The organism is Nocardia sp. NPDC051832, from assembly GCF_040681285.1.
GTDB lineage: Bacteria > Actinomycetota > Actinomycetes > Mycobacteriales > Mycobacteriaceae > Nocardia.
In genome coordinates, this window is sequence record NZ_JBFAYL010000001.1 from 1738182 (window position 1) to 1761691 (window position 23510).

Sequence of the window (23510 nt, forward strand, 5' to 3'; positions counted from 1 at the left end):
AGGACAAGTGGCAGTATCGGGTGCATGCGCGCTGAACCCACCTCATTGCTGGCCCGCTCCGACGACGGCCGCTCCTTCGTCGTCGCCGATGCCTCGGGCAGCGCTTTCGTCGCCGGTTCGCTGATCACCGTCGTCGCGGAGGGGCGCAGCCAGCTCGCCCTGGTCGAGGAGCGCTCCGAAACAACACCGGTCCGATTGCGCGGACGACTGATCGGCGAGCTCACCGCGGACGGGATCAATGTCCGGACCAGTTACCCGGTCCAGAGCGGCCGCGTCGAACCGGCCGATCTGGACACGGTGGCGACCCTGCACGAGACCACCGGCGCCCTGCTCGAGGTGGGCACGCGCGTGACCGCGCCGGGCGGACCCGCCCGGCTGCTGCCCACGCGCTTCAACCGGCACACCTTCTGGTGCGGGCAGAGCGGCTCCGGCAAGACCTACGCCCTGGGCGTGGCGCTGGAACAACTCATCGCCCACACCGCCCTGCCGGTGGTGATCTTCGACCCGAACGCCGATTTCGTCCGGCTCGGCGAGGTCGACCCCACCGCCACCGGGCCGACCGCGGACGCGTTGCGGCAGCGCGACATTCGCGTCCTGCGCCCGAACGCGGAGCCCGGCGCCCGGCTGCGGGCTCGATTCCTGGGTCTGCCGCTGGCCTCCAAGGCCGCCATCCTCCGCATCGATCCGGTCGCGGACCGCGAGGAATTCAACGAACTCATCCACCTGGGCGCGGAGCTGGATTCCGCCGACCTCGACAGCCTGCTGCCGCAGCTGCGGGCATCGGAAGTGCCGGGGCGCAGGCGCTTGGCGATGCGGGTGGAGAACCTCGGCCTGCCGGGCTGGGAAGTGTGGGCCTACCGCGACCCCGCGGTCACCGACATCGTCTCCGACCGGCCCGACGTCACCGTGCTCGACCTCGGCGGCTTCTCCACTCCGGAGCAGCATCTGGTGGTGGCGCTGGCGCTGCTGGACGAGCTGTGGGCCCGCCGGGAGGAACGCCGCCCGGTCCTGCTGGTCATCGACGAAGCCCACAACCTGGCCTCACCGCGCCTGGATTCGCCCATCGCGGTGGCTGTGCGGGAAAGGCTCATCCAGATCGCCGCCGAGGGCCGCAAGTTCGGGCTCTGGTTGCTGCTGTCGACCCAGCGGCCCTCGAAGGTGCACCCGGGCATCATCTCCCAGTGCGACAACCTCGCCCTGATGAAGATGACCTCGCCCACCGACTTGGCCGAGCTCGGCACCTATTTCGGCTACGCGCCGACCGCGCTGCTGGAGCGGTCGCCGTGGTTCCGGCAGGGCGAGGCGCTGTTCGCGGGCGGGTTCGTTCCGGCTCCCACTCTCGTCAAGGTGCGGCGCAGGCTGACGCGCGAGGGCGGCGGCGACGTGGCCGTGCCGATGCGGTGACACACGAGCGCCGAGATCGGCCGGGGACCATGGTCATCCAGCTACTTTTGTAGCTCCGGCTGGTCGCCGGGCACGCCGACCATCAGGGGGTAGCAGTGCTCCGACTTCGCGTGATCTGTCCCGCCTCGACGACCCCCGCCGTGCTCGCGTTGCTGGCCGGAGAATCCGGGGCCACCCACATCGTGCTCACCCGCGGCGCGGCGGTGACACCGGCCGGTGACCTGGTGCAGGCCGACGTCGCGCGATCGAGCATGAACGCGCTGCTCGACGAACTCACGGCGCTGGGCGTGCCACGCGACGGCGCGATCACCTTCGGGCCGATCGACTCGGTGCTCTCGGCGGCCGCGCGCCGAGCCGAGGCCGCGACGCCGGGGAGCCAGGCCGACACCATCGTCTGGCGATCACTACTACAGCAAGCTCATAGCAATTCCACCGCGAACTCGACCTTCTTCGCCTTTCTGGTCATCGCGGTCCTGCTCGGCGCCATCGGCGTAGCCAGCGCGTCACCACTGACGCTCGTCGGCGCGATGGTCGTCGGACCCGAATTCGGCCCGCTGTCGGCACTGGCCATCGGACTCAATCGCCGCGACCGCACCCTGGTGCGCAACTCCGCCGTCGCGCTGCTGGCGGGTTTCGCGCTGGCCATGCTCATCACCGCCGCCGCCACACTGCTCTGGGTACGCCTGGGCTGGATATCCGTCGCAGATGTCGAGAACGCCCGCAGTCTCGACTTCATTTACGAGGTCGGGCCGTTCTCCTTGCTCGTCGCCCTGCTGGCCGGGGCCGCGGGCATGCTGGCCATCGTGACCGCGCGCTCGGCCGCACTGGTCGGGGTCTTCATCTCGGTGACCACGGTGCCCGCGGCCGGCCTGGCCGCCGCCGCGGCCGTGGCCGGGAAATGGCATGTCACCGCGGGCTCGCTGGGCCAGCTGGCGGTCAACATGATCGGCATCGTGCTGGCCGGGATTCTCGTGCTGGCCCTACGGCCAGGGTCCACTCAGGAACACGGGCCGCTGCGGCGCCTCGCGCAGCGCGCGCGCCGGACCTGACCGGCAAACCTCCAGCGTGCGGCCGGGCTTCGTTTCAGCGTGAGCCGTTGTGGTACTGCTGTAGGAGGAAGCCAGGGCTTCCGCAGGGGACAGAGGAGGTGCTGCGGTGGCGACGGTGTTCCTGGTGGACGACCACGAGATCGTGCGTCTGGGCATCCGCGACCTCATCGACGACGAACCCGACCTGCAAGTGGTGGGCGAGGCCGCGACCTGCGCGGAAGCCCGGCGGCGGGTCCCCGCGCTGCACCCGGACGTCGCGGTGCTCGATATCCGGCTGCCCGACGGCAGCGGCGTCGAACTGTGCCGTGACCTGCTCGCCATGACACCCGACCTGCGCTGCGTCATGTTGACCTCGTTCTTCGACGAGCAGTCGATGCTGGGCGCGGTGCTGGCCGGCGCCCGCGGCTACCTGATCAAGGACATTCGCGGCGCCGAACTGGTCGACGCGATCCGCGCGGTCGGCCAGGGCCGCTCCCTGCTGGACGAGCGCGCCGTAGCCGCGCTGATGACGAAGCTGCGCACCCAGGCGGCGGCCGAGCCCGGTCCACTGGCGACCCTGACCGATCGGGAACGCACCGTGCTCGGCATGCTCGGCGAAGGCCTGACCAATCGGCAGATCGCCCGCCGAATGTTCTTGTCGGAGAAGACCGTCAAGAACTACGTCTCCCAGCTGCTGTCGAAACTGGAGGTCGGCGGGCGCACCGAGGCCGCGGTCCTGGCCACCAAACTCGGGCTCGACGACGCCCGGGCGGACTACTGATCGAGGACCTCGGACAGCGGCCGCCGCGGCGTCTGCGGCAGTGGGGCCGCCGAGGTCGGCACCCAGCCGACGCGCACCATGGCCTGGGCATAGGCACAGTCGTACAGCACGTGCGTCCGGATCTCGTCGCGTAGCTCGGGCAGTCCCAGCGGCTCGGTCTGCACACTGCTGGACAGTCCCAGATCGGTCGCGGTGAGCAGCGCCGCGCTAAGCGCCTCGCCCGCCCGCAGCCGGGACCGTCGATCGTCGGCGGGCGTGCAGATCACCAGCCATTCCGCGGCGTCCGGATGCATGGTCCGGTCGACCAGCGCGGGCTCGGCGAACGCACGCACGGGGATCTCGTTGTTGGGATGCGGTACCGGACTGTTCGCCGCGGGCACGCCGTCGGAAGTGCCGCGCCGCCCGCTCCATTCGGCGAGTTCGAGCTGATAATCCACGTCCGTGGCGTGCTGCTCGATCGCCGCACGGGCCGGGCGCGCCAAGTTCGCGCGCAGCGCGTCGGGCACGTGCCGCACCACGGCGCCGCACGCGGTGGCGCGGGTGGCGATCGTCCGGATGTAACCCGGCGGGACCCGCCAGTCGCTGTAGCGGCGGCGGTCGGACTGCCGGTGCAGTATCGCCGCGCTGAGTTCGAAGTCGGTGCGCGTCGGTTCCCGCGGCGCGCACTCGACGGTGGCCAGGTGATCGGGGTCGACCGGGTCCGGTATGTAACTGACCGCGGTGGACCAGCCGAGCATGGCCAGCGCCACCCGCAGATGATGCAGCGCCGCGCCGCAGCTGAGCACCAGCCCGCGCCGCTGTGGATCGGTGGCGCTGAGATGTCGCTCCGGATCGGCGTAGAGCTGGACCGCGGAGCCGGTGATACGCCAGCGCCAGGGCTGGGTGTTGTGCACGGACGGCGCACGGACGGCCATCGTGATCGCGGCGTGCAGAGTCTCGGCGTCCGGCTGTGCGGAGCTCATGAGATCGGTTGCCATCCTCCCCGGTGGGCGTGCGCGATCGGATCGCGCGGAAAGCCGCTCCACCGAACCCCATGCTCCGCACACCCGAGGCGACTGGCACCGGTCCGAAGGTCCCGAATATTCGGGACACCTGCCCGGGACCGGGCGCGCGGGCTACGCCGGTCCGCGCATCCGATCGAGGCCGTCGAGGATCAGGTCCAGGCCGAACTCGAACTCGGTCTGGTCGTCACACCAGCCCAGTTTCGGGTCGGCCTCGTCGTGAGTCGCCTCGTTCGCGATCATGCCCGCGATGTTCGGGAACTGCTCGGCCATCGCCGCGAGCTGGGCGGTCGCCTCTTCGTCGGATTGCTCCCCCGCCGACTCGAACAGCTCCTGGGTGAAGCCCAGCGCCCGGCTGCCCAGGGCGTGCAGGCCGTGGTGGGCCAGGTCGTAGGAGAAGCCACCGGTGCGCAGCAGGCCGATCACCGCGTCGAAGTAGGTGATCAGCGCCAGCGTCATCGGCGTGCGCGTCCCGATCAATCCCGGCGCCCAGGGGTGCTGGAGCAGGACTTGGCGCGCCAGCAGAATGCGGGTGCGCAGCACCGGTTTCCAGTCGGCGGCCGACGTCGCGGTGAGCGGTGCGACCGCGTCGTTGATGGTGCCGAGCACCACCTCGGCCATCCCGTCGAGCAGTTCGGCCTTGTTCGCCACGTGGTAGTAGAGCGACATCGCCTCGACCCCGAGATCGGTGGCGACATTGCGCATGGTGACGGCCTCCACACCATCCCGGTCGGCGCGAGCAACGGCGGCGCGGAGGATCTGTTCGCGGCTCAGGCGAGGCCGTTGATCGGTAACCATTGCCGGCCAACTTTACCGTACGTGGTAAGAATCCCCGCTCTTGACAGCCTTACGTTGTAATGCTTCCCTTACAACATAAGACTTACAACGTAAGAGAATTGGGTGTCATCATGTGGATCTGGATTGTGGTCGTCCTCGCGGCGCCGCTGGGCGTGATCCTGGCGGGGGTGCTTTTCGTGCTGGTCTCGATCCGCACGGGCTTCGCCCCCGGGCTCACGGCGGTCCGCCGGTTCAACCGGCGTTTCACCAACCGGCACAACATGAAAACCGCGGGTCAGCCCGGCGCGACCGCCTCGGTCATCCGGCACACCGGCAGGTCAAGCGGGAAGTCCTACGAGACGCCGATCGGCATTACCGAAGCCGGGGACCGGTTCGTCATCCTGCTGCCCTACGGCACCAACCCCGACTGGCTCAAGAACGTGCTCGCGGCCGGCACCGCCGAGGTCGTGCACGAAGGCGTCACCTACCGGGCGAACGAGCCCGAAGTGGTCAGCACCGCCTCGATCGCCGCGGACCTGTCCCGCACGGATCGGCTGGCGAAGGTGTTCTTCGGTGTCGACGCGGCGCTGCGACTGCGCCCGACGGTCGAGGCGTGAGGCGATGTCCGCGATTCGAGCCGAAGGGCTGCGCAAGCAGTTCGGCGACACCGTCGCCGTCGACGGGGTGGACCTCACGGTCCCGGAAGGCGGCGTCTACGGCTTCCTCGGTCCGAACGGGGCGGGGAAGACCACCACCATCCGGATCCTCGCGACCCTGCTCCGGCCGACCGGCGGGCAGGCCCGGATCTTCGGCCGCGATGTCGTCGCCGAGGCCGACGCGGTCCGCGCCCGGATCAGCCTGACCGGCCAATACGCCTCGGTCGACGAGGATCTCACCGGTCTGGAGAACCTGGTGCTGATGGGCCGGCTGCTCGGGCATCGCCGCCGCGCCGCCGCCGAGCGAGCCCGCGAACTGCTGGCCGCGTTCGGCCTCGACGACGCCGCCGACCGGCAGGCCAAGCGCTACTCCGGCGGCATGCGGCGCCGATTGGATATCGCGGCGAGCATCGTCGTGATGCCCGATCTGCTGTTCCTGGACGAGCCGACCACCGGCCTGGACCCGCGCAGCCGCACCCGGGTCTGGGACGTGGTCCGGGACCTGACCGCCCGCGGCACCACGGTGCTGCTCACCACCCAGTACCTGGAGGAGGCGGACCGGCTGGCCGACCGGATCGCGGTGATCGATCACGGGCGGGTCATCGCCGAGGGCACGACCGCCGAACTCAAGGCGTCAGTCGGGGCCGGGGCGGTGCACGTCCGGCTCCGGGATCCGGCGCGGCGGCCGGCCGCGGAGCGGCTGTTGTCCGGCGCCCTGGCCGCTCCGGTGCATCGCGACGACGATCCGGCGGTCCTGTCCGCCCGCCTCACCGATCCCGGCCGCGCCGGTGTGGCCTTGACCGAACTCGCCTGGGCGGGCATCGAAGTCAGCGATTTCAGCGTCGGCCAGCGCAGCCTGGACGAGGTGTTCCTCGCCCTGACCGGCCAGCCCGTCGAGCCCGAGGAGATTCCCGTATGAGCATCTCGCCGCGGTCGGCGCTGTCGGCCCGTCCCGCCCGGCCCGGCGCGCCGGCCACCGCGCTGGCTTTCGTCTGGCGCGCGGTGCTGCGGATCAAGCATGTGCCGGACCAGCTTTCGGATGTGACCGTGTTCCCGCTGCTGATGCTGGTCATGTTCACCTATCTCTTCGGCGGCGCGCTGGCGGGCTCCACCGGCGCGTACTTGCAGACGGTGTTGCCCGGCATCCTGGTCATGACCGTCACGATGACGACCCAGTCGACGGCGGTCGCGCTCAACGCCGACATCACCAAGGGGGTGTTCGACCGGTTCCGCTCGCTGCCGATCTGGCAGCCGGCGCCGCTGGTCGGGGCTTTGCTGGCCGACCTGGCGCGCTACGCGATCGCGGCCACGGTGATCGTGGGAGCCGGTGCGCTGCTCGGCTTCCGGCCCGCGGCCGGTGTGCCCGGACTGCTCGCCGGAGTCGGCCTCGTCCTGGTTTTCGCCTGGTGCCTGTCCTGGGTCTGGACGACGCTGGGCTTGCTGGCCCGCACGCCTGAGTCGGTGATGTTCCTGGCGATCCTGGTGACCTTCCCGATGACGTTCGTCAGCAACGTCTTCGTCGATCCCGGCACGCTGCCCGGCTGGCTCCAGGCCTTCGTCGGGGTCAACCCGATCACGCACCTGGTCACCGCCGTGCGCGGCCTGATGCACGGGCAGCCCGCCGCCGCCGATATCGGCTGGGTGCTGCTGACCTGCACGGTGCTCGTCGCGGTGTTCGGGCCGGTGACGATGCGGCTCTACCGCAGGGAACGGTGAGGTCTAGCGTTCCGGCGCGGCGCGCAGCAGGTCGCCCAGTTCGTCCAGCAGTTGGACCACTCGCCGCTGCTGCGCCGGCGTCAGCTGGGGCAGTTCGGTACCGAGGGCCGTGTCGATCGGGGCGCGGCCCCGGGCCCGGAAGACGTCCTCCTGCACCTTCTTCTCGACGCTGACGAGAACCCGGCGGCCGTCGGCCGGGTCGGGGGCGGTGCGGAGGATGCCGTCCTCGCGGTAGCGGGCGACGATCCGCGAGACCAGGCTCTGCACGATGGCGGTGCGCTGCGTGATCTCACGGATCGAGGAATTCGGATGCAGCGCAACATCTTCGATGACCGCGTAGTCGCTGGGGGCGAAGCGATAGGAGCCGGTGTTGCCGGTCGCGGTGAAGGCGATGCTCCGCAGGCGGCGGGCGATGAGGTGCAGGCTGGCGGCGTCCATGTCAGCAATTTACATCACTAGTTATATAACTTAGCATTCATCACTATGTATGGAATTGCTGAGCTGGGGCGGCTGATCTCCCGCGGGCTCGACACGCAGGTGAGTGTGACCAGACTGCGGCGCAAGCACACGCTCGCGGACCGGGTGGCGGGGCGGACGGTGCTGATCACCGGCGCGTCCTCGGGGATCGGACGGGCCGCGGCCGTGCAGATCGGCGCCGCCGGGGCGATGGTCGCCTTGGTCGCCCGGCGCGAGCCGGAGCTGCGCGCGGTCGCCGCGGAGATCGAGAGCCTGGGCGGCAAGGCCGCCGTATACCCCTGCGACCTCAATGATTTCGAGGCGCTCGAGGCGACGGCGGCGCAGGTGCTTGCCGACCACGGCGGCGTGGACATCCTGGTCAACAACGCGGGCCGGTCCATTCGCCGCCGGCTCGACGAGTCCTACGAACGGTTCCACGACTACGAGCGCACCATGCGGCTGAACTACTTCGCCGCGACCCGGCTGATGCTGGCGCTACTACCCGGGATGCGGCAACGCCGCGACGGCCAGGTCGTCAGCGTGCTGTCGGTGGCGAACCTCTTCGGCGGACCCGGGTACGGCGCCTACCTCGCCTCCAAAGCGGCTCTCGATTCGCTCACCACCACCCTGCAAGCCGAAACCCTCACGGAGAACATCCGTTTCAGCTCGGTGTACATGCCGCTGGTGCGGACCGCGATGACCGCGTCGAACCCGATCTACCGCGACCGCGGCCTGACGCCCGAACAAGGCGGGCAGGCGATCTGCGATGCCATCATCGATCGACCGCGGCGGATCGCGCCGCTGCTGGGCCGGATCACCGCGCTCGTGGACAGCCTCGCCCCCGAGGCGGCCGACAACGGCCGCAACGCGCGCTTCCGGAAAGGGATGTGACCCTGCACGATTCAGTCGGCGCTCACCGCGTCGATGATGTTGACCCGGGCGGCGCGCACGGCCGGCGGGATCGAGCCGAGCAGGCTCAGCAGCACCGCGCCCGCGGCGAACAGCAGCGCCGCCGGGCCCGGTTGATAGGGCACCTCGACGTTCATGATGTCGGGGGTAATGCTGTCGAAGAAGTACTGACTGGCCAGCCCGAAACCCAAACCCAGTAGGCCGCCGACGATTCCGATGCCCGCCGCCTCCGCCAGCACCATGCGCACGGTGACCCGGCGGCTGGAGCCCATGGCCCGCAGCACCCCGATCTCGCGGCGGCGCTCCAGCACCGACAGCGTCAAGGTGTTCAGCAGGGCGATCGCGGCGATCAGCACGACGATCACCCACATCGCGTTCGCGACCGCCATGCCCTGTTCGGCGGAACCCTCGACGCCGGCTAAAGCCGCTGCCCCGGAATAGACTTGGGCAGCCGGGGCCAGCCGCCGGATGGACTCCATCAGCTGCGCGGTGTCGGCGCCCGGCTTCGCCTCGACTTGCAGCACGGTCGCGCCGGGTCGATCGAACCACTCGCGCATCTGGTTCAGTCCCATGCCGACGGTGCCGGTCAGCGCCGTGAAGTAGGAGACCACGCCCAGCACGGTGCTGAGCTGCGGCCCGCGGGGCGTCTGAATGGTCAGCGCGTCACCGGTTTCCACGCCGAGGGTGCGGGCCATGTCCCGGGACAGCGCGACGCCGCGACCGGCGACCAGCGCGTCCTGTTGTTCGCGGGTCAAGCCGTCGTAGAGCGGATTGACCGCGCCTGCCGCCATCCCGTACAGCAGCACTTTGTCCGCGCCGAGGGTCGCGTAGGCCACCTGCGCCTCGGTGACCCGCTCGACCTCCGGCATGGCGGCGACGGCGGCGGACAGCGGCGCGGGAAGGGCCGGGCCCGTGGGGAATTGGTCGGGCGGGTGCGAGGACACCCAGACATCCACCTCGGCCATCGACCCCACGGATCCGCGCATCGAGCCGAGCAGGTCGTTGTTGGCACCGGTGGTGGTCACGGTGATGGCGACGGCCATGAACACCGTCATCATGGTGGCCCAGACCCGTCGCGGGGCGCGTTCCAGGGTGGCTCCGGCCAATGCGCCCGCCCGGCCGAACGTGCGGGCGACCCACGCGGTCGCCGCGACCAGCGGACCGGCGGCCGCGAAGCACGCCATCAGGCCCGCACCGAAGAACAGGCTCAGCGCCAGCCCCGACCACAGGAAAGCGCCGAGGTGCAGGCGCACCAGGACGACCGCCACGACGACGTTGAACAGCGCACCGCCCGCCGCGCCCAGGCGCAGCCACCTCGGGACCTGATCGCTCGCGCCCGCGCCGATCGGAGCCAGCGCCTCCACCGGCGACACCTTGTACACCTGGTGCGCCGCGACCGCCGAGGCCGCCATGCTGGTGAGCGTGGCGGCTCCGATCGCGATCGGAATCGCGTACAGCGGAAGCGAATATACCGTGCGGGCCTCCATCGACTGCATCAGCGCCACGGGCAGCGTGCCGATCGCCAGGCGCCCCATGACGATGCCCAGCAGCGCGCCTACCGCGCCGCCAAGCACGCCGATCACCGCCGCTTCCACGAGCAGATCGGCGACGACGGTCGAGCGCCGCCCCCCGATCGCGCGCAGCATCGAAATCGTCTGCCGCCGTTGCGCGATGGCCATACTCATCGCCGTATAGATGAGGAACGCGGCCACGATGAAGGCCATCGCCGCACCCATCAGCGTCATGTACTGCATCATCCGGACGCCGCCGCCGGTCTGCACGGCCCGCAGGCTCGGTTCCGCGACCAGCGCCCGCCCGGCCACCGCTCCGGAGACCGCCTGGCGCAACGCCGCCGCGTCCACACCCGGCCGCGGCACGATCAGCACGGAATCGATCCGGTCGGTGCGCGCGGTGACGAACTGGGCGAGCGGCAGCGAGGCCAGCACGTAGTGGCCTTCGTTGAGGCGGGCCAGCCGCTCCCCCGACAGCACGCCCGCGACCGTGACCTCCCAGCCGTTGAGCTGCATGCGCGCGCCGACCGGGACACCGACGCCGGGGCCGATCAGGACGCCGTTCTCGGTCGTGGCCAAGGCCATGATGTGGCGCTGCTCGACCGCGTCTTGCAGGTCGCTCTTCAGCACGCCCGCCCCGGCGTCGGCGCCGAGCACCAGCATCGCCCCGCGCGAACTGGGGACCTTCGCCCGCAGCATCGGCACCGCGTGCGCCACGCCGGGCACAGCTTGCACCTCGGCCCGCACGGCGGCCGGGAACCCGGCGTCGGTGATGCCGGAAACCTCCAGCGTCGCCTCCCCCGCCAAACCGTCGACCAGCTGGTGCACCGAATTGGTGAGTGAACCGAAGATGCCGAACACCGCGACCAGGAAGGCGGCCGACACCGCCATCACCGTCATCGAGGCGAGGGTGCGGCCCCGGTGCATGCGGAATTCGCGCAGGCTGAACAGTTTCCAGCGATCCACCAGCGGCGTCATCGACAAACCCTCCCGTTGCACCCCTCGCAGGTGCACCCTGGCCGCGATGCTTCAGCATTCTTGGCGGTGCTGCCAGCGAACCAGAGTTGCCTGCGGCCGTCAATCTAGAACGCGTTATTGCCATCTCGGCCGCACAGCAGCCGCCATGCGGTCAAGGCGAGCCGGGCGCGCAGCAGCCCCGCCGGTTCGGTGAGCTCGAAACCCACTGTCCTGCCGAGTTGTTCGAGCCGGCGGGCGACGCTGCTGTGATGCAGGTGCAGCACCTCGGCGGCACGGCGCAGCGAGCCGGCGCCGCAATAGACCTCCAAAGTGTCGAGATCGTCCGCACTAGCGGCGATTACGGCGATCGCGCCGACATCGGCGTTGTCGCGCAGGGCATCTCCTGGCACGTGTGCGAGCAATGCCAGTGCGCCGAGGCTGCCGTAATGCACGATCGGCTGCCGGGCGGAGCTGAAGCGGAGCGCGGTACTGGCTTCATACCAGGACTTCTCGGGTCTTTCGGAGCTGCCGACACCAGCCCGGACGCCGTCGGGGAACCTGGCGGAATCGAGGGCGGCCGCCAGGATGACGCCCACGTCTGCGACCGTCGCGGCCTTCACCGGCCGAGCCGGGCAGATCAGCCCGCCGATCCGGTCGAGCGGTACCCGCGAGCGCACCGCGATCACCCGCACCGGCAGACCGGCGGGAAATCCCAAGAGCCGCAACGCTCTATCCCTGGCCGCGGCGTCGGTACCGGGGCTGATCACCAGTTCGACGAGTGCCGGATCGGCCATGGTGGTGCGCGCCGGGCCGTAGCGCTCGACCACCGCCGCGGTGGTGAGGGCGAGCCGGTCCAGCAGCAGTTCGTCCAGGGCCCGGGACGAACCGGTGCGTTCCAGCCACACGCTGCCGATCTCTTCCTCGTCGAGGATGATCGGCAAGGTCATCGACGCGGCGGGCGGCGGCGCCGCGACCTCCCGGCCGTCGGGTGCGAACCGGATCACCTGTCCGGCGCCGTCCAATCGGATGCCGGCCACGCATTCGGCCAGATTGGCCGAGGCCCGGGCGAGCGCCGGGAGATCCACCCGCCGGCGCAGCAGCGTGTCGTAGAAAGACACCACGCGCAGCGCGCCCTCGGCTTCGGTGTCCAACTGCGAGAGCCGCACGATCAACGCATCCACGCTTCGACGGTACGCGGCGATCGTCGCGCGGGAAGCCCGGAAAGCGCGACAGTTGGCGGATGCCGCGCGGCGGCGCGGCCGCGACGATTGAGGCATGGATCCCGAACTCGAGCCGTTCACCGCCCTGTTCCCGCCCGCCGACCTGTCCGACCCGGTCAGCGCGCGCGAACAACTCGCCGAGCTGTCCGCCGCGCTGCCTGCGGACACCACCGGCCTCGCCCTCGAAGACCACGTGGTACCAGCGGGAACCGGCGTCCCGATCCGGATCTACCGGCCGCAGGACGCGCACGGCGCCGTCGTCTGGCTGCACGGCGGCGGCTTCGTCATGGGCGACCTGGACACCGAGCAGCCCTGGGCCGCCACGCTCGCCCGGAGTTCCGGAGCGACGGTCATCTCGGTGGCCTACCGCCTGGCTCCGGAACACCCTTTTCCCGCCGCGCACGACGACGTCTACGCGACAGTGCTCTGGGTGGCCGAGCACGCGGAGGAACTGGGCCTGGACCCGGCGCGCATCGCGATCGGCGGGCACAGCTCCGGCGCGGGCATCGCGGCCGCCGTCGCGCTGCGGGTGCGCGACGAGCAGAGCGCGCCGATCCGTTTTCAGCTGCTGCATCAGCCGGGCCTGGACGACCGGCAGACCACTTGGTCCGCAACCACTTTCACCGAGACGCCGTTCGTCACCCGCGCCAAGGTCGCCCAGATGTGGGCGCACTACCTGGGCGACGCGCCCGCCACGCCGTACGCCGCCGCGGCCCGGGCCACCGACCTGTCCGGACTGCCGCCCGCCTACATCGCCACCGCGGAGTTCTGCCCGAACCGCGACGAGGGCCTCGAGTACGCGCTGCGCCTGCTGCGCGCGGGCGTACCGGTCGAAGTGCATCAGTGGCCCGGCACCTTCCACGGATCGCAGGCCATCCTGTCCGCCGAAATCTCCCAGCGGCAGAACGCCGAACTCGGGGCGGTCCTGCGCCGCGCCCTGGCCTGACCTCTCCACGAACTCGAAAGGCACATCATGCGAGGCACGATTCCGCCGCGAATGCGGCTGCTGGCCAAGGTTTCACCCACGGTGGACTGGGATTCCATCACCCCGGAGCAGGTGATCGCACTGCGCGAAGCGCAGGACCGCAAGCTCGGGACCGGACTGGGCAAGCTGGTGCTCGGCGCACTCGACCGCGGCGCGCGCATCGGTACGCACGCGCTCGACCTCCCGGGGCGGCGGCTGAATGTCCGGCTGTACCAGCCGGTCCAGGGCGGTGCGGGGCTGCCGTTGATCGTCGCGTTCCACGGCGGCGGATTCATCAGCGGCACGCCCGCCCAGGACGATTGGCTGCTCAGCCATCTCGCGGCGAACCTGCCCGCCGTGGTCGCCTCGGTCGACTATCGGCTGGCGCCCGAACATCCGCTGCCCGCGCCGGTCGCCGACGCCTATGACGCGGTCACGCACTTGGTGGCCCAGGCCGGGCGGTGGGCGGCCGACCCCGGCCGGCTCGTCCTGCTGGGCTCCAGCGCGGGCGCGACACTGGCCGCGCTCACCGCGCTCAGCGCCGAGGATCTCGACCTCCGGGTCCGCGCACAGGTTCTGATCAATCCACAGCTCGACTGGACCGAGCAGGTGTTCCGGTATCCCTCGTTCACCGAGAACGCGGGCGCGCCCACCGCGACCCCGGGCAATTGCCGTGCGGTGCAGCGCATCGCGATGCCCGCGGGCTTCGACGCCCGCGCGATCTCCCCGCTGCACCGGGACGATCTCGCGGGCGTGGCTCCGGCCTGCATCCTGGCCGCGGGCCTCGACACACTGGCGGACCAGGCACCGGCCTACGCCGAGCGGCTGAGCGCGGCCGGCGTGCAGGTGCGGCTGACCCGCTATCCGCGAGCGACGCACGCGTTCCTGAGCATGCCGCGACTGGTCCCCGCGGCCCGGACCGCACGGGCCGACATTCTGGGCTATCTCCGCAGCCGGTTACCCGAGCCCGCGACACAGCGGTAGTTTCGCTGCGCCGGGTCCGGGGCCGCGTGTACAAACGGGGAGGTGACTATGTGGAAGATTTGCCGGACCTGCGCGGTCGAACACGATGCCGCGGCGGAGGTCTGCCGCATCTGCGCCGACGAACGGCAGTGGATGCCCGCGGACGGTCAGCACTGGGTCACGCTCGAAGAGCTTGCGGCACAGGGCCATCGGGTCGCGCTGCGGGAGCTGGAGCCGGATCTGTCCGGCCTCCAGGTCGAGCCGCAGTTCGGGATCGGGCAGGAGTCGCATCTGGTGCGCACCCCGGCGGGGAACGTGCTGTGGGATGTCACCGGCTTCGTCGACGCGGACGCTGCCCGCAGGGTGCTCGAGCTCGGCGAGGTCGTCGCCATCGTGCCGAGCCACCCGCACCACTACGGCGTGCAGGTGCAGTGGAGCCGGGCGCTCGGCGGCGTACCGGTGCTGATCGCCGAATCCGACCTGGAATGGATCGCACGCCCGGACAAGGTGATTCGGCCGTGGTCCGGTCAGGTCGACCTGCTGCCGGGCGTCACCCTGCGCCAGCTGGGCGGGCACTTCCCCGGCAGCGCGGTCCTGCACTGGGCCGCCGGCGCCGCGGGCCGGGGCGTGCTGTTCAGCGCGGACACCGTCCAGGCCAACCCCGACCGCAAATCCGTCGCCTTCATGCGCAGCTACCCCAACCGGATCCCGCTGTCCCCCGGCGTCGTCGAACGAGTCACCAAGGCGGTCGAGGAATTCGAGTTCGACCGCCTCTACGACAACTTCGGCAAAACCATCGATGGTGACGCCCGCGCCACCGTCCGCCGCTCGGCCGAGCGCTACATCGGTTGGGTACGCGGCGATTTCGATCACCTGACCTGACTACTGGGCCGCCGCCGCGAAGCCGGTGCGCAGATCGGCCAGGATGTCGTCGATTCCTTCGATGCCGACCGCCAGCCGCACCAGTCCCGGGGTCACGCCCGAGGCGAGCTGTTCGTCCGGGGTGAGCTGGGAGTGCGTGGTGGAGGCCGGGTGGATGACCAGGGACCGGACATCGCCGATGTTCGCGACATGACTGTGCAGGGTCAGCGCGTCGACGAACTTCTTGCCCGCGTCGACACCGCCCGCCAGCTCGAAGCCGATGATGGCGCCGGCGCCCCTGGGCGCCAACTGCTTTCCGCGCTCGAACCAGGGCGAGGAGGGCAGGCCCGCGTAGGAGACGGTGCTGACCTCCGGGCGCTCGGCCAGGAACTCCGCGACCGCCTGGGCGTTGCTGACGTGGCGCTGCACCCGCAGGCTCAGCGTCTCCAGCCCCTGGCTGATCAGGAAGGCGTTGAACGGGGCGATGGCCGCGCCCAGATCGCGCAACAGCTGCACGCGGGCCTTCAGCGCGTAGGCGGGCGCGCCCAACTCGGCGTACACCACGCCGTGGTAGCTGGGATCCGGCTCGACGAAGCCGGGGAATCGCGGCGAATCACCCTCGCGCACCGTCCAATCGAAGGTGCCGCCGTCGACGATCACGCCCGCGATCGCCGTGCCGTGCCCGCCGAGGTACTTCGTCGCCGAGTGCACGACGATGTCGGCGCCGTGCGCGAGCGGCTGGATCAGGTACGGGGTGGCGACGGTGTTGTCGACGATGAGCGGCAGCCCGGCGGCGTGCGCGACCGCCGCGATCCCGGGAATGTCGAAGATGTGGTTCTGCGGATTCGAGATGGTCTCGCCGTAGAACGCCTTGGTGTTCGGCCGGATCGCCTCCTGCCACTGCGCCGGATCGTCGGGGTCCGCGACGAAGGACACCTCGATGCCCAGCTTCGGCAGCGTGTAGTGGAAGAGGTTGTAGGTGCCGCCGTAGAGGCGCGGGCTGGAGACGATGTGGTCGCCCGCACCGGCGATGTTCAGGATCGCGTAGGTCTCGGCCGCTTGACCCGAGGCCAGCAGAAGCGCGGCCACCCCGCCCTCGAGCGCCGCGATCCGCTGTTCCACCGCGTCCTGGGTGGGGTTGCCGATCCGGGTGTAGATATTGCCCGGCTCGGCCAGTCCGAACAGCGCCGCCGCGTGGCTGGTGTCGCGGAAGGTGTAGGAGGTGGTCTGGTAGATGGGCAGGGCCCGGGCCTGAGTATTGGTGTCGGGGACCTGCCCGACGTGGACCTGCTTGGTCTCGAAGCTCCAGCCGGCCGTCGGGTCGGTCTCGGGAATGGATTCGCTCATTCCCCGACGTTAGGGACGAAGTCCCGTCCTCGCCAGGATTAGGTTCGTACTGAACGCAATGGTGGCGCTCATTTCTTGCGCGCGCGGTAGGCCGCGACGGCGTTGCGATTGCCGCAGGCGGTGCTGCAATAGCGGCGGGACCGGTTCCGGGACAGGTCAAGCACGATCCCCGCGCAGGTGGCGTCGGCGCAGGTCGACAGGCGGCTCATCTCGTCGGCGCGGATCAGATCGACCACGGCCATGGCGGTTTCCACGGCGATCCGGACCGGGAGCGAGGCGCCGGCCGGCTCAGCGTGGATGTGGTAGTCGATCTCGCCGTGCCGGACCAGCTGGGGTACCGCGCGATGCTCGGCCAGCGTCCGGTTCACCAGCCGCACCGCGGTGTCGCGGTCGCTGCTGAGCATGCGGCGCAGCGCCGGGCGCAGGTCGCGCACCGCGGTGAGCTCGGCCGCGGTGCGGGCGTGCGCGCCGGTGTAACCGTGCTTGACGAAAAACTGGTCCAGGTCGGCGATTTCGGTGAGCGTGTCCGGCTCCTCGGCCGAGTTCACCAGCTCCACCGCGGCGATCAGCGACGCTTCGGTGTCATGAGCAAAATTCATGTTGACATATTACCAAGCCGCCGCTTAGCGTCATTAGTCATGGCGATGTTGACTCATGACATGAACGTGCGGCGGCTGCGCGCCGGGCTGATCATCGCGGTGGCCTCCGCGACGTCGTTCGGCCTGTCCGGCTCCTTGGCGCGCGGCCTGATGGACGCGGGGTGGAGCGCCGCCGCCGCGGTCGCCGTCCGCGTGCTGGTGGCCGCCGCGGTGCTGCTGCCGATCGCGCTGCTGCAACTGCGGGGCGACTGGCAGTTGCTGCGCCGCAACGCCGCCCTGATCACCGCCTACGGGCTGCTCGCCGTCGCGGGCACGCAGCTCGCCTACTTCAATGCCGTCCGATACATGGAGGTCGGGGTGGCGCTGCTGATCGAATACACCGCACCGATTCCGGTGGTCGCCTGGCTGTGGCTGCGGCATCGCGAACGCCCCGGCGCGGGCACGGTCGTGGGCGGGTTGATCGGGCTGACCGGCCTGGTGCTCGTCATCGATCTGCGCTCGGGCTTGGCCGCCAGCTGGATCGGGATCGCCTGGGCGCTGGCCGCGATGATCGGCGCGGCAGCGTATTTCGTGCTCTCGGCGCACGGTGACGGCTCGCTGCCCGGCACCGTGCTGGCCGCGGGCGGGCTGCTGATCGGCGGGCTGGTACTGCTGGTGGCGGGCGCGTTCGGTCTGGTGCCGCTGGATTTCGCCACGAATCCCGTGGTGTTCCAGGACTTCACGGTGGACTGGTGGCTGCCGGTCCTCGCGCTCGGCGTCGTCACGGCCGCCTTCGCCTACGTCTCCGGCATCGCCGCCACCCGCCTGCTCGGCTCCCGCCTGGCCTCCTTCGTGGCCCTCTTCGAAGTCCTCGCCGCGCTGAGCTTCGCGTGGGTGTTGCTCGGCGAGGCGCCGCGGGCGATCCAATTGCTCGGCGGCGCACTGATTCTCGTCGGCGTTGTGGTGGTCCGCCGGGGTGAGCTCAGCACGGCGGACCAGCACGCGGAACAGGCCGAGATCAGCGCTGCCGCAGTAGAAACCGCTGAACCTTCCCGCTAGGGGTCTTGGGCAGGCTGTCGACGAAGTGCACGGTGCGCGGGTAGGCGTGCGCCGCGAACTTCGTCTTCACCAGCTGCTGTAGTTCGGTTTCCAGCTCGGGACCGGCCGTGGCGTTGTCCCGCAGCACCACGAAGGCTTCGATCACCTCGCCGCGCAACTCGTCCGGCATACCGACGACCGCGGCTTCGATGACCGAGTCATGCAGTACCAGAACACTTTCCACGTCGAAGGGCCCGATGCGGTAGCCGGCCATGATGATCACGTCGTCGTCGCGGGCGGAGAAGTAGAAGAAGCCGTCCTCGTCGACCATGCCCGCGTCGCCGGTGACGTACCAGCGGCCGTCCCCGGCGTAACGGGACGCGGTCTTCTCCGGGGCGTCCACATAGCCGGGGAACCACATGCCCGGGCTCTGCCGCCGATCGACCACCACCCGGCCCGGTTCCCGCGGGCCGAGCACGGTATCGGCGTCCTCGGCGAGGATCGCCATCGCGAAACCCGGCAGCGGCTGCCCCATCGAGCCGGGCCGGGTCTCGGTGCGGACGTCGTCCTGCCAGGCGTTGGCGATCAACATGCCGGTTTCGGTCTGGCCGTAGTGGTCGCGCACCGCCAGGCCCAGGGTTCCGGCCGACCAGGCCGGGATGTCCGGAGTCAGCGGTTCACCCGCCGAGGACGCCCGGCGCAGCGCCAAACCGGCTGGGGCCGCGGCACTGTCGGCGCGCAGCGCGCGGTACACGGTGGGCGCGGCGGCGAAATTCGTGACGCCGAAACGCTCCAGCACCTGCCAGGTGAGCGGCGCCGAGAAGCCGGAATGCAGGAGGAGACTGCGTGTTCCGGTCACCAGCGGGGTGAGCAGGGTGTAGTAGAGCCCGTACGCCCAGCCGGGGTCGGCGATGTTCCAGTACACGTCCTCGGGCCGGACATCGAGGCCGAACTCCTGGTAGGCCTGCAAACTGGCGAGCGCCCGCAGCGGCACCGGCACGCCTTTGGGAGTTCCGGTGGTGCCGCTGGTGTAGAGCTGGACGAGCAGTCCCTCCGCACCCACCGCCACCGCCGCGCCACCCGGGTCGTCGGCGGCGTACCTGGTCAGCAGTTCGCCGACCGACAGTTCCCCCGCGGCCGCCCCCGCCACGATCACCCGCCACGCCGGATCGGCGGGGATATCCTCACCCGGCGTCAGCTTGGGCAGCTGATCCGCGTCGGCGACAACGACTTTCGCAGCGCTCGACGCCAGCCGGAAGGCGACCGCCGGTGCGGCGAAGGCCGTGAACAGCGGCACATGCACCGCACCCCGCCGCCAGATGCCCAGCAGCACGGTCACCAGATCGGCGGACTTGCCCATCAGCACGCCCACCCGATCACCGGGCTGCACGCCGAGCCCGGCCAGCGCCGCCGCGAACCGGGTGGACCGCTCACGCAGTTCACCGAATGTCAGATCCGTTGCGGACAAATCACTTTCGATGATGGTGAACGCGACGGCGTCGGCCGGATGCCGGTCGCACAGCAGCTCGGCGGCGCACGCCTGCGGAGAGCCGTACTCCTCGAGCAGTTGCCGGACGCGGGCGGCGGGGTCGGTCATGAGCTATCTCCTGATCGAACGGGACGAGCGAATAGAGTTACAGTGCCTTGTCTTTGGTCTCCACCAGCGCCTTTGTGCAGAAGAAGCTGAGCAGAGCGATACCGGCCAGCAGCACGCCGATGGCGTTGCTGCCGTAGGCCGCGGCGAGCGGGGCGGCGATCAGCGGCGGAATCGCGCCGCCGAGGATGCCGCCCAGGTTGTAGCCGAGCCCGGCGCCGGTGTAGCGGAAGCGGGTCTCGAACAGTTCCGGCAGCATCGCGCCGACCGGGCCGTAGGCGAGGCCGAAAATGCCCAGGGTGACGGCGATTCCGATCGCGAAGGCCGCCGGCGAGCGAGTATCGAGCAGCGGGAACAGCAGCAACGCCCAGAAGACGGCGGCCCCGGAGGAGTACAGGACCACGCGCCGGCGGCCGATGCGGTCGGAGTACAGCGCCGAGACGATGATCGCCGCACCGAACACCAGCGCGGACACGATGCCCACGGTCAGCACGAACGGGCGGGTGAAGCCGAGCGTTTTGGTGCCGTAGCTGGCCAGGTACGCGGTGCCCATGTAGAAGAAGCCGAACTGGATGGCCAGCGTGCCGCCGGTCAGCAGGATCTCGCGGGTCTGGAAGCGCACGGCGTCCAGGAACGGCAGGCGCGCGGGTGCGGTCTCCTGGGCGGCGTTGGCCCGGAAGACCGGGGTCTCCTCGATGGCCAGCCGCATGTACAGCCCGATGCCGACCAGCACGATGGAGAACAGGAATGGGATCCGCCAACCCCAGTCCAGGAACGCCTGATTCGTATCGCCGAGCACCTGGCCGGTGATCAGGAAGGTGGCGCTGGACAGCAGGAACGCGAAGGCCGGGCCCACCTGCGGGAACATCGCGTAGAGCCCGCGTTTTCCTGGTGGCGCGTACTCGGCGGTCAGCAGGGTGGCGCCGGCCCACTCGCCGCCGACCGCGAAGCCCTGACCGAAACGCAACAGCACCAGGATGATCGGGGCGGCGACGCCGAGGGTGCCCGCGCCGGGCAGCAGGCCGATCAGGAACGTCGAGACACCCATCAGCAACAGGGTCGACACCAGCGTCTTCTTGCGGCCCAGCCGATCTCCGAAATGGCCGAACAGCATCGCCCCGACCGGGCGGGCGAAGAAGGCGACCGCGAAGGTCGCGAAGGAGGCGACGGTGCCCGCCGTCGAGCCGAGCGCCGGGAAGAACACCTTCGGGAAGACCAGCGCGGCCGCCGTCCCGTAGATGAAGAAGTCGTAGAACTCGATGGTGGTGCCGATGCAGCTCGCGACGGCCACCCGGCGCACGCTCGTGCCGGACGCCGGCGCCGGGGCCTGGGGTGGTGACAGATTTGTCATGTGGATCCTCTTCTCACGCCCCCTGCGCCATCCGGTCGGGCGTGCAGGGTGAAAGGGACCATAGTGATGCGGGTCACGGCGCGACCACCCCCGAAAGAAGGGAGTCGTCCGGACCGGGAGGGTGCGGCGCCCCGCTAGGGCAGCAGCCGCTGGCGCCGCGCGTTCACCACCGCTTCGTGCCGGGAGGTGGCGTCGAGTTTGCGCATGGCGCTGCGCAGATAGCCTTTGACCGTGTCCATGCGCAGCGATAGTCGTTCCGCCGCTTCGGCATTGGAGCAACCGAGGGCGACCTGGGCAAGCACATCGAGCTCGCGCGGCGACAAGGCCACCCCGGTCGCCGGCGCGTCCTCGCCGGAGAGCACCGCCGCGAGCCGCTCCGACAGCGCGGACAGCGCGCGGCGCAGCACCGGATCGGTGACGGCGCTCGTGATTCCGCGCAGGTCGGCGTGCACGCCGCGAATGCCCTCGGCCCGTGCCGCGTCGGCCGCGCCCGTGGCGACGGCCGCGGCCCGCGCCATCCGCATCCGCCGGTCCACCTCGTCGCGGATCGCGAGCTCGGTGGCCAGCCGCGCCGCCGAGCGGGCCAGGACATCGGTGGTCCGATCGCCGACCGGCGCGGTGCGCCCGGCCGCGTACAGCACCGCCCGCGCCTTCCCGCCCACGACCACCGGGACCGCCACCACCGACCGGATGCCTTCACCGACCACGACCCGGTCGTAGTCGTGACTGATCGAGGGGGCGTTCGCGTAGTCCGCGACTCCAGCGGGCCGTCCCAGCGCCACCACCCGGCCGCCCAGCCCGCTCGCGGGCGGAATCAGCAACCCGTGCAGGCCGCGCGTGCGGGTGCCGACGAATTCCGAGAGCATCAGCACGTCGCCCGCTTGAACCGCGCCGCCGAACACCACCGGCGCGGCCGATTCCCGCGCGACCAGCCGCAGTTCCCCGCGCAGCGCGTCGTCGTCCCGAGGGCGCAGCGAAGCCAGCGTATCGGTCATCGGCGATCCCTTCGTCCAGCAGCTACGGGCCAGCAGCGTAAGCGGATGCTAAGGCCCGCACTAGTGCACCGTCCCGCTTTTCGGCCGAACCACGGCTGATCGGTCAGCGGCCCGCGCGGCCGGGGCAGCCGATTTCCCACCAGATGCGCCAGCAGGCGTGCAGCAGGTGAGCGCGGACGGTGCCGGCGGAGGTACGGTGCGCGCCACGCGCGACGGAGACGTCCATGAGCAGGTCGCGGATGTGCCCGTCCCGGGTGTCGACGCCCTGTGGGTCGGAGCCGGAGATCGCGAAGGGCACGGCGGGGATGTAGCCGATGCGCTCGGCGACCGGGGCCAGCGGTTCGGGGTCGGGGAGGTCGGAATCGCGGCGGTAGAGCACTTGGTCGTGGTAACAGCGGTCGTCTTCGATCTGCTTGCGGGCCAGCATGTCTCTCCAGCGGGCCCCGTCCAGGATCTCCGCCACCGAGAGGATGTCGCCGACGCCGTGATACGGGGTGCTCAGGCCGTTGGACACCGCTAGCAGCTCACGGTGTTCCGGGTGCAGGCAGCCGCCCAGGTTGCGGTGCAGCAGGGCCAGTTCGTAGTCGGTGGCGCCCGGGTGCAGCGGCGTCGGGGTATCGGGGCGTCCGATGGCGTGCAGTTCGGCGATCTTGGCGACGATCTCGGCCAGCGTCGGCGGGTGGGTGCGCAGGTTGCGGCCCCACCACGGCTCGGAGTATTCGCCCAGGGTTGCCTGGTCGGCCTCGGCGATCATGCTGTCGAGTTCGGCGCTGAAGAAACTGTAGAGATCCGGGTAGGTCATCTCCGGCGGCAGCGGGACCGCCGCGCCGGTCACCAAGCGGGTCGCCCGCCCCGCGAAGAGGAAGATGTTCCCGGCGTAGCCGATGTCGTTCTCGACCACCAGTTGATACTGCTCGGGCTCATTGGGCGCGCCGACTTCCTCGGCCCACTCCTCGTCGTCGAACCAGATATCGGCCTGCATCAAGCCCGAGGCCCAGCGCGCACCTGCGCCGATGTCCTCGGTGCCGAGCAGCGAGTAGGACAGGTCGAAGTACTCCCAGCCGTCGGCCACCGCGAGCAGTTCGCGATATTGCGGGTCCAGCGGCCGCCCGAGCCGCTGTTCGGCCGCCCGCAGTTGCTCCTCGCCGGCGCCCGGATTCGGCCGGGTATCGGACTCGTACTCCCGGAACTTCACCAGCCGCCGCTTCTGGATCACCATGCGGCCGATCAGTTCCTGCCAAGCCTCCCGTCCCACGGCCGCACCCATCCCACTCCTTCGCTGACGGTTTGCTACCCGGAAAGCCTAGCCAGCCGCGGCGGACCGATCGCGGAGTTGGCGCCGGACCAATCGGCGTGTCGGACAACACGTCCTGCCAGGCCGCGGCGGTTCCCGGCGGGACGCC

Annotated in this window: 22 protein-coding genes; 11 read left to right on the top strand and 11 right to left on the bottom strand. The window is 70.3% G+C overall.

Going from position 1 to position 23510, the window contains the following annotated elements:
* Nucleotides 1–24 precede the first annotated feature (24 nt).
* From AB0M14_RS07795 to AB0M14_RS07805, 3 genes are all read left to right on the top strand, one after another.
* A complete protein-coding gene (locus tag AB0M14_RS07795; protein WP_364990127.1) occupies nucleotides 25–1404 on the top strand; it encodes an ATP-binding protein in 1380 nt (459 codons plus the stop codon).
* Between the two features lie 95 nt (nucleotides 1405–1499).
* Nucleotides 1500–2453 carry a DUF389 domain-containing protein gene (locus AB0M14_RS07800; protein ID WP_364990129.1) on the top strand — a complete coding sequence of 318 codons (954 nt, stop codon included), beginning with the start codon at nucleotides 1500–1502 and terminating at the stop codon, nucleotides 2451–2453.
* 106 nt (nucleotides 2454–2559) lie between these two features.
* Nucleotides 2560–3213, top strand: a complete 654-nt coding sequence (locus AB0M14_RS07805) for a response regulator transcription factor (protein WP_364990132.1) — start codon at nucleotides 2560–2562, stop codon at nucleotides 3211–3213.
* Here AB0M14_RS07805 and AB0M14_RS07810 read toward each other — a convergent pair.
* A complete protein-coding gene (locus tag AB0M14_RS07810; protein ID WP_364990135.1) occupies nucleotides 3207–4175 on the bottom strand; it encodes an NAD(P)H nitroreductase in 969 nt (322 codons plus the stop codon). The genes AB0M14_RS07805 and AB0M14_RS07810 overlap by 7 nt on opposite strands.
* Before the next feature lie 153 nt (nucleotides 4176–4328).
* Nucleotides 4329–5012: a TetR/AcrR family transcriptional regulator C-terminal domain-containing protein gene (locus AB0M14_RS07815; protein WP_364990138.1), complete on the bottom strand. Its 684-nt coding sequence runs from the start codon at nucleotides 5010–5012 to the stop codon at nucleotides 4329–4331.
* Nucleotides 5013–5122: 110 nt separating this feature from the next.
* Between AB0M14_RS07815 and AB0M14_RS07820 the strand changes: the two genes are divergently transcribed.
* The 3 genes from AB0M14_RS07820 to AB0M14_RS07830 are packed head-to-tail and all read left to right on the top strand — an operon-like array spanning nucleotide 5123 to nucleotide 7363.
* Nucleotides 5123–5608, top strand: coding sequence for a nitroreductase family deazaflavin-dependent oxidoreductase (locus AB0M14_RS07820; RefSeq protein WP_364990141.1), 486 nt, complete (start codon nucleotides 5123–5125; stop codon nucleotides 5606–5608).
* A gap of 4 nt (nucleotides 5609–5612) precedes the next feature.
* Entirely contained in the window at nucleotides 5613–6566 is a 954-nt protein-coding gene (locus tag AB0M14_RS07825; protein WP_364990144.1) for an ATP-binding cassette domain-containing protein, read from the top strand.
* Complete coding sequence (locus AB0M14_RS07830; protein ID WP_364990148.1) at nucleotides 6563–7363, top strand: ABC transporter permease; 801 nt, start codon at nucleotides 6563–6565, stop codon at nucleotides 7361–7363. Before AB0M14_RS07825 ends, AB0M14_RS07830 begins: the two co-directional genes overlap by 4 nt.
* Before the next feature lie 3 nt (nucleotides 7364–7366).
* Here AB0M14_RS07830 and AB0M14_RS07835 read toward each other — a convergent pair whose 3' ends face one another.
* Nucleotides 7367–7801 carry a MarR family transcriptional regulator gene (locus AB0M14_RS07835; protein ID WP_364990151.1) on the bottom strand — a complete coding sequence of 145 codons (435 nt, stop codon included), beginning with the start codon at nucleotides 7799–7801 and terminating at the stop codon, nucleotides 7367–7369.
* Nucleotides 7802–7846: 45 nt separating this feature from the next.
* Here AB0M14_RS07835 and AB0M14_RS07840 point away from each other — a divergent pair, with 45 nt between their 5' ends.
* A complete protein-coding gene (locus AB0M14_RS07840; RefSeq protein WP_364990153.1) occupies nucleotides 7847–8710 on the top strand; it encodes an SDR family NAD(P)-dependent oxidoreductase in 864 nt (287 codons plus the stop codon).
* A gap of 11 nt (nucleotides 8711–8721) precedes the next feature.
* Here AB0M14_RS07840 and AB0M14_RS07845 read toward each other — a convergent pair whose 3' ends face one another.
* Nucleotides 8722–11217 carry an FtsX-like permease family protein gene (locus AB0M14_RS07845; protein ID WP_364990156.1) on the bottom strand — a complete coding sequence of 832 codons (2496 nt, stop codon included), beginning with the start codon at nucleotides 11215–11217 and terminating at the stop codon, nucleotides 8722–8724.
* Nucleotides 11218–11321: 104 nt separating this feature from the next.
* Entirely contained in the window at nucleotides 11322–12377 is a 1056-nt protein-coding gene (locus AB0M14_RS07850; RefSeq protein ID WP_364990158.1) for a helix-turn-helix domain-containing protein, read from the bottom strand.
* Between the two features lie 94 nt (nucleotides 12378–12471).
* Here AB0M14_RS07850 and AB0M14_RS07855 point away from each other — a divergent pair, with 94 nt between their 5' ends.
* The 3 genes from AB0M14_RS07855 to AB0M14_RS07865 are packed head-to-tail and all read left to right on the top strand — an operon-like array spanning nucleotide 12472 to nucleotide 15225.
* Nucleotides 12472–13362, top strand: coding sequence for an alpha/beta hydrolase (locus tag AB0M14_RS07855; protein WP_364990160.1), 891 nt, complete (start codon nucleotides 12472–12474; stop codon nucleotides 13360–13362).
* A 27-nt stretch (nucleotides 13363–13389) separates the two neighbouring features.
* A complete protein-coding gene (locus tag AB0M14_RS07860) occupies nucleotides 13390–14364 on the top strand; it encodes an alpha/beta hydrolase (protein WP_364990163.1) in 975 nt (324 codons plus the stop codon).
* 48 nt (nucleotides 14365–14412) lie between these two features.
* Nucleotides 14413–15225, top strand: a complete 813-nt coding sequence (locus AB0M14_RS07865; protein ID WP_364990166.1) for an MBL fold metallo-hydrolase — start codon at nucleotides 14413–14415, stop codon at nucleotides 15223–15225.
* Here AB0M14_RS07865 and AB0M14_RS07870 read toward each other — a convergent pair whose 3' ends face one another.
* The gene (locus AB0M14_RS07870; RefSeq protein ID WP_364990168.1) at nucleotides 15226–16551 is read right to left on the bottom strand and encodes a bifunctional o-acetylhomoserine/o-acetylserine sulfhydrylase; all 1326 of its coding nucleotides are present in this window, start codon (nucleotides 16549–16551) and stop codon (nucleotides 15226–15228) included. It abuts the gene before it with no gap.
* Between the two features lie 68 nt (nucleotides 16552–16619).
* Entirely contained in the window at nucleotides 16620–17150 is a 531-nt protein-coding gene (locus AB0M14_RS07875) for a CGNR zinc finger domain-containing protein (RefSeq protein WP_364990171.1), read from the bottom strand.
* A gap of 39 nt (nucleotides 17151–17189) precedes the next feature.
* On the opposite strand from AB0M14_RS07875, the gene AB0M14_RS07880 reads away from it, so the two are divergent.
* Nucleotides 17190–18188: a DMT family transporter gene (locus AB0M14_RS07880; RefSeq protein WP_364990174.1), complete on the top strand. Its 999-nt coding sequence runs from the start codon at nucleotides 17190–17192 to the stop codon at nucleotides 18186–18188.
* Here the strand turns inward: AB0M14_RS07880 and AB0M14_RS07885 are convergent.
* From AB0M14_RS07885 to AB0M14_RS07900, 4 genes are all read right to left on the bottom strand, one after another.
* Entirely contained in the window at nucleotides 18148–19764 is a 1617-nt protein-coding gene (locus AB0M14_RS07885; protein ID WP_364990178.1) for an AMP-binding protein, read from the bottom strand. The two genes, AB0M14_RS07880 and AB0M14_RS07885, sit on opposite strands and share 41 nt — an antisense overlap.
* Before the next feature lie 37 nt (nucleotides 19765–19801).
* Entirely contained in the window at nucleotides 19802–21112 is a 1311-nt protein-coding gene (locus AB0M14_RS07890) for an MFS transporter (RefSeq protein ID WP_364990180.1), read from the bottom strand.
* A 134-nt stretch (nucleotides 21113–21246) separates the two neighbouring features.
* Nucleotides 21247–22107 (bottom strand): LuxR C-terminal-related transcriptional regulator, encoded by an 861-nt coding sequence (locus AB0M14_RS07895; RefSeq protein ID WP_364990183.1) that lies wholly within the window; start codon nucleotides 22105–22107, stop codon nucleotides 21247–21249.
* 103 nt (nucleotides 22108–22210) lie between these two features.
* On the bottom strand, nucleotides 22211–23374 hold the full coding sequence (locus AB0M14_RS07900) for an SMI1/KNR4 family protein (protein WP_364990188.1): 1164 nt from the start codon (nucleotides 23372–23374) through the stop codon (nucleotides 22211–22213).
* Nucleotides 23375–23510: the final 136 nt, after the last annotated feature.

Coding starts and splice junctions, on each gene's coding strand:
- AB0M14_RS07795 (WP_364990127.1), top strand. CDS start 25: ATGCGCGCTGAACCCACCTCATTGCTGGCCCGCTCCGACGACGGCCGC.
- AB0M14_RS07810 (WP_364990135.1), bottom strand. CDS start 4,175: ATGAGCTCCGCACAGCCGGACGCCGAGACTCTGCACGCCGCGATCACG.
- AB0M14_RS07815 (WP_364990138.1), bottom strand. CDS start 5,012: ATGGTTACCGATCAACGGCCTCGCCTGAGCCGCGAACAGATCCTCCGC.
- AB0M14_RS07820 (WP_364990141.1), top strand. CDS start 5,123: ATGTGGATCTGGATTGTGGTCGTCCTCGCGGCGCCGCTGGGCGTGATC.
- AB0M14_RS07825 (WP_364990144.1), top strand. CDS start 5,613: ATGTCCGCGATTCGAGCCGAAGGGCTGCGCAAGCAGTTCGGCGACACC.
- AB0M14_RS07830 (WP_364990148.1), top strand. CDS start 6,563: ATGAGCATCTCGCCGCGGTCGGCGCTGTCGGCCCGTCCCGCCCGGCCC.
- AB0M14_RS07835 (WP_364990151.1), bottom strand. CDS start 7,801: ATGGACGCCGCCAGCCTGCACCTCATCGCCCGCCGCCTGCGGAGCATC.
- AB0M14_RS07840 (WP_364990153.1), top strand. CDS start 7,847: ATGTATGGAATTGCTGAGCTGGGGCGGCTGATCTCCCGCGGGCTCGAC.
- AB0M14_RS07845 (WP_364990156.1), bottom strand. CDS start 11,217: ATGACGCCGCTGGTGGATCGCTGGAAACTGTTCAGCCTGCGCGAATTC.
- AB0M14_RS07855 (WP_364990160.1), top strand. CDS start 12,472: ATGGATCCCGAACTCGAGCCGTTCACCGCCCTGTTCCCGCCCGCCGAC.
- AB0M14_RS07860 (WP_364990163.1), top strand. CDS start 13,390: ATGCGAGGCACGATTCCGCCGCGAATGCGGCTGCTGGCCAAGGTTTCA.
- AB0M14_RS07865 (WP_364990166.1), top strand. CDS start 14,413: ATGTGGAAGATTTGCCGGACCTGCGCGGTCGAACACGATGCCGCGGCG.
- AB0M14_RS07870 (WP_364990168.1), bottom strand. CDS start 16,551: ATGAGCGAATCCATTCCCGAGACCGACCCGACGGCCGGCTGGAGCTTC.
- AB0M14_RS07875 (WP_364990171.1), bottom strand. CDS start 17,150: ATGAATTTTGCTCATGACACCGAAGCGTCGCTGATCGCCGCGGTGGAG.
- AB0M14_RS07880 (WP_364990174.1), top strand. CDS start 17,190: ATGGCGATGTTGACTCATGACATGAACGTGCGGCGGCTGCGCGCCGGG.
- AB0M14_RS07885 (WP_364990178.1), bottom strand. CDS start 19,764: ATGACCGACCCCGCCGCCCGCGTCCGGCAACTGCTCGAGGAGTACGGC.
- AB0M14_RS07890 (WP_364990180.1), bottom strand. CDS start 21,112: ATGACAAATCTGTCACCACCCCAGGCCCCGGCGCCGGCGTCCGGCACG.
- AB0M14_RS07895 (WP_364990183.1), bottom strand. CDS start 22,107: ATGACCGATACGCTGGCTTCGCTGCGCCCTCGGGACGACGACGCGCTG.
- AB0M14_RS07900 (WP_364990188.1), bottom strand. CDS start 23,374: ATGGGTGCGGCCGTGGGACGGGAGGCTTGGCAGGAACTGATCGGCCGC.